Source organism: Streptomyces graminilatus, assembly GCF_001418565.1.
Classification (GTDB): Bacteria; Actinomycetota; Actinomycetes; order Streptomycetales; family Streptomycetaceae; genus Streptomyces; species Streptomyces graminilatus.
This window is the reverse complement of record NZ_LIQQ01000003.1, coordinates 1-4,475: the sequence shown is the minus strand read 5'-3', so window position 1 is coordinate 4,475 and position 4,475 is coordinate 1. Positions and strand designations below refer to the sequence as shown.

Sequence of the window (4,475 nt, the reverse complement as noted above, 5' to 3'; positions counted from 1 at the left end):
GTACTCCACCGCCCGTACATGCACCACCGCCACCGCGGGATCGGCGAACGCCTCCTCGAACGCCCGGTCGTCCACCTCCTCCACCAACCGCCCCCCGACGATCCGCCCCTCCCCGTCGTACCGCCGCAGCACCCGCCGCGCCCCGGCGAACGGGTACCCCTCCCCCGCCACAGGCCCCTCGCACGCCTCCGCGTGGATGAACACCGGACCCTGTTCGTCGTACGCCCCGGGATCGACCCCCTCCGCCGCCGCCCAGCGCCGCAGCGGGGCGTAGGAGACGAGGGCGACGCGCTCGCCGGGAGCGCTGTCGCGCAGGCAGCAGCGCAGCGGGGAGCCGCCCTCGGGGTCCGTCCCGGGAACCAACTCGCGTCCCCCGTCGTCAGCAGAACGCAGCCTCTTGAGGATCAGTGGACCGATGGGGCGTACGGCATACGTGACGCGTGCCTTCGCGCGGGTTGTCGTGTGCGTCGTCATGGCTCCACGTTCGCGCCTGTCCGCCCCGTTCACCGGCGGGTTCCGGACATCGCGTCGGCCGCTGATCCCATGGAAGGATGGCGCGACCGACACACAACGAGGAGATGACCGCGTGCCTGGCACAAACCTGACCCGCGAAGAGGCGCAAGCGCGGGCGAAGCTGCTCACCGTTGACTCGTACGAGATCGAGCTCGACCTCTCCGGCGCACAGGAGGGCGGCACCTACAGGTCCGTGACCACGGTGCGCTTCGACTCCGCCGAGACCGGCGCGGAGTCCTTCATCGACCTGGTCGCTCCGGCCGTGCACGAGGTCACGCTCAACGGGGACCCCCTCGACCCGGACGTGGTCTTCAAGGACTCCCGGATCGCCCTGCCGGGGCTGCTCGCCGGGCGCAACGTCCTTCGCGTCGTCGCCGACGCCGCCTACACCAACACGGGTGAGGGACTGCACCGGTTCGTCGACCCCGTCGACCAGCAGGCGTACCTCTACACCCAGTTCGAGGTGCCGGACGCCCGGCGCGTGTTCGCCTCGTTCGAGCAGCCGGACCTCAAGGCGACCTTCCAGTTCTCGGTGAAGGCGCCGACCGGCTGGACCGTCATCTCCAACTCGCCGACGCCCGAGCCCAAGGACGACGTCTGGCACTTCGAGCCGACGCCCCGGATCTCGACGTACATCACCGCGCTGATCGTCGGGCCGTACCACTCGGTCCACAGCGTGTACGAGGCCGACGGGCAGAGCGTGCCGCTCGGTATCTACTGCCGGCCCTCGCTCGCCGAGTTCCTCGACTCCGACGCCATCTTCGAGGTCACCCGGCAGGGCTTCTCCTGGTTCCAGGAGAAGTTCGACTACGCGTACCCGTTCAAGAAGTACGACCAGCTGTTCGTGCCGGAGTTCAACGCCGGTGCCATGGAGAACGCGGGCGCGGTCACCATCCGCGACCAGTACGTGTTCCGGTCGAAGGTCACGGACGCCTCGTACGAGGTGCGGGCCGAGACGATCCTGCACGAGCTGGCGCACATGTGGTTCGGCGACCTCGTCACCATGGAGTGGTGGAACGACCTGTGGCTCAACGAGTCCTTCGCCACCTACACGTCCATCGCGTGCCAGGCCTACGCGCCCGGCTCGCGCTGGCCGCACTCCTGGACCACGTTCGCCAACTCCATGAAGACGTGGGCGTACCGCCAGGACCAGCTCCCGTCCACGCACCCGATCATGGCCGAGATCCGCGACCTCGACGACGTCCTCGTCAACTTCGACGGCATCACGTACGCCAAGGGCGCCTCCGTACTGAAGCAGCTCGTCGCGTACGTCGGCATGGACGCGTTCTTCGCGGGTGTGCAGGCCTACTTCAAGCAGCACGCGTTCGGCAACACGCGGCTCAGCGACCTGCTGGGCGCGCTGGAGGAGACCTCCGGGCGTGACCTGAAGGCGTGGTCGAAGTCCTGGCTGGAGACGGCCGGCATCAACATCCTGCGCCCCGAGATCGAGACGGACGCGGAAGGAGTTATTACCTCCTTCGCCATCCGGCAGGAGGCTCCCGCCCTGCCCGCCGGGGCCAAGGGTGAGCCCACGCTCCGGCCGCACCGGATCGCCGTCGGCCTGTACGACCTCGACGAGGCGAGTGGCAAGCTGCTGCGCGACGACGAGACCGGGCGCATCGAGCTGGACGTCGACGGCGAGCTGACGGCCGTGCCCGAGCTGGTCGGCAGGCGTCGTCCGGCCGTGATCCTGCTCAACGACGACGACCTGTCGTACTCCAAGGTCCGGCTGGACGAGGCGTCCCTCGCCTTCGTCACCGAGCACCTGGGTGACTTCGAGGCGTCCCTGCCGCGCGCGCTGTGCTGGGCCTCCGCCTGGGACATGACCCGCGACGCCGAACTGGCGACCCACGACTACCTCTCCCTCGTCCTGTCGGGCATCGGCAAGGAGTCGGACATCGGTGTCGTGCAGTCGCTCCAGCGGCAGGTGAAGCTGGCGATCGACCTGTACGCCGACCCGGCCGCCCGCGAGGCCCTGCTGGCCCGCTGGACGGACGCCACGCTGGCCCACCTCCGGACGGCCGAGGCCGGCTCCGACCACCAGCTGGCCTGGGCGCGCGCCTTCGCCGCCACGGCCCGTACGCCGGAGCAGCTGGACCTGCTGGGCGCGCTGCTCGACGGCACGCAGACCATCGAGGGGCTGGCCGTCGACACCGAGCTGCGCTGGTCGTTCGTCCAGCGGCTGGCGGCCGTCGGGCGCTTCGACGAGGACGAGATCGCGGGCGAGTACGAGCGGGACAAGACCGCCGCCGGTGAACGTCACGCCGCCACCGCGCGGGCCGCGCGTCCGACCGCGGAGGCCAAGGCGGAGGCCTGGGCGTCGGTCATCGAGTCCGACAAGCTGCCGAACGCCCTCCAGGAGGCGGTGATCGGGGGCTTCGTCCAGACCGACCAGCGCGAGCTGCTCGCGCCGTTCACCGACAAGTACTTCGCGGTGGTCAAGGACGTCTGGGACTCGCGCTCGCACGAGATCGCCCAGCAGATCGCCGTCGGCCTCTACCCGACCGTCCAGGTCTCCCAGGACACCCTGGCGAAGACGGACGCCTGGCTGACCGCCGCCGAGCCGAACGCGGCCCTGCGGCGACTCGTCTCGGAGTCCCGTTCCGGTGTCGAGCGTGCGCTCAAGGCGCAGGCGGCGGACGCGGCTGCCGAGTAGGAGCAGCGGTAGCACCCCGTTGCGCCGAACGGAGCCGGGGAGTCGGGGAGTCGGGGGCATCCCGTCGTCCATGGACCCACGGACCCTAGTGGTCCGGTCCGGGGCGGCAGGGTGCCCCTTTTCCGTTGCCGGTGCGCCCGGCCCGTAGCAGTGCGGCGCCCGTGGGAGTGAGGGTGTGCAGGACGGCCGGGCCGTGGCGGTGGCTGACGAGGAGCCCGGCGTCGCGCAGCACGGTCGTGTGGCGGGTGGCGGACGCCGCCGAGACGCCCGCCGCCCGGGCGAGTTCGCCGGTCGTGGCGCCGGTCGCGACCGCCCGCAGCACGACGGCCCGGGTCTCGCCCAGCAGCGAGCCGAGCGGGGCGCCGGTCTCCTCGGTACGGGGGGCCGGGCGCCGCAGCGGGTAGGCGAGGACGGGCGGCAGACCGGCGTCGGCCAGCGACACCGCGCCGCCCCAGCAGAAGTACGAGGGCACCAGCGTCAGGCCGCGCCCCTCCAGGTACAGATCACGGTCCTCGACGTAGTCGACCTCCAGCGTGGGACGCCGCCAGCGCATGTTCGGCCGGAAACCGGCCAGGAGCGCGTCGGTACCGCCGTCGAGCAGGTCCCGGGCGCGGGCGGAGCGGTCGGCGTCGATGTGCGCCTGAATTTCTTCGCCGTACGGGCGGATGGCGACGTCGTAATAATTCCGAACCGTTCGGACGAATTCCTTGCGCGATTCGATGTCGGGCAATTGCCGGGACCAGCCGGGGGCGCCGCTCACCCGGTCCAGGATGCTCAGTTCACGCAGTACGCGTTTACAGGGGACGTGGAGCATGGCTTCCAGCCCCGCGTCCAGACCTTCGGATGCCTCACTCGGGGTGAGGAAATCAGGAAAATAGACACCTTTCGGATAAAGGGGGCCCAACATATCGCGGACGACGGGCGTGAGGCCCTTCGCGTACAGCGCCTCGCGGGCACTGCGGTGCCAATCGGCGTATGCCCAGAGGCCCTTGCGGGTCTGGAAGCGGCGAACGGTGAAGGAGATCTCCCAGAGCGGATCCGGTCTGGACGCCACCCGGAGGCGCGCGAGATCTGCGTCGGTGAAGTGGATGCGGAGCATTCAAGTCCCCTCGCTGACCATTGCTTTTACGCTCAGGCGGAAAAGTATGTCGATGCCGCGAGGGGGCTGACAAGGTCATATCGGAAGCCGTTCACGGATCGTCCGGAAAAGATCCGGTGAAAAGAGCCGTGCGATCAACGAATCCCAGGGGGACCAAATGCGATCGAGCATTTTGACCAGGTCATTCATCAGCGCCGCCACCGTCGC

3 protein-coding genes are annotated in these 4,475 nt (G+C 69.6%); 1 reads left to right on the top strand and 2 read right to left on the bottom strand.

Annotated elements, in window-relative coordinates:
• A partial coding sequence (locus AOK08_RS00125; protein ID WP_055522381.1) for a DUF1203 domain-containing protein occupies positions 1–474 on the bottom strand: 474 nt, incomplete at its 3' end.
• Between the two features lie 112 nt (positions 475–586).
• Here AOK08_RS00125 and pepN point away from each other — a divergent pair.
• A complete protein-coding gene (gene pepN / locus AOK08_RS00120) occupies positions 587–3,169 on the top strand; it encodes an aminopeptidase N (RefSeq protein ID WP_055522379.1) in 2,583 nt (860 codons plus the stop codon).
• Positions 3,170–3,254: 85 nt separating this feature from the next.
• On the opposite strand, the gene AOK08_RS00115 is transcribed toward pepN, so the two are convergent.
• On the bottom strand, positions 3,255–4,268 hold the full coding sequence (locus AOK08_RS00115) for an ArsR/SmtB family transcription factor (protein ID WP_055522377.1): 1,014 nt from the start codon (positions 4,266–4,268) through the stop codon (positions 3,255–3,257).
• Between the last annotated feature and the right edge of the window lie 207 nt (positions 4,269–4,475).

Bases quoted from the DNA above. Each gene is read 5' to 3' on its own strand.
- AOK08_RS00115 (WP_055522377.1), bottom strand. From the start codon at position 4,268: ATGCTCCGCATCCACTTCACCGACGCAGATCTCGCGCGCCTCCGGGTG.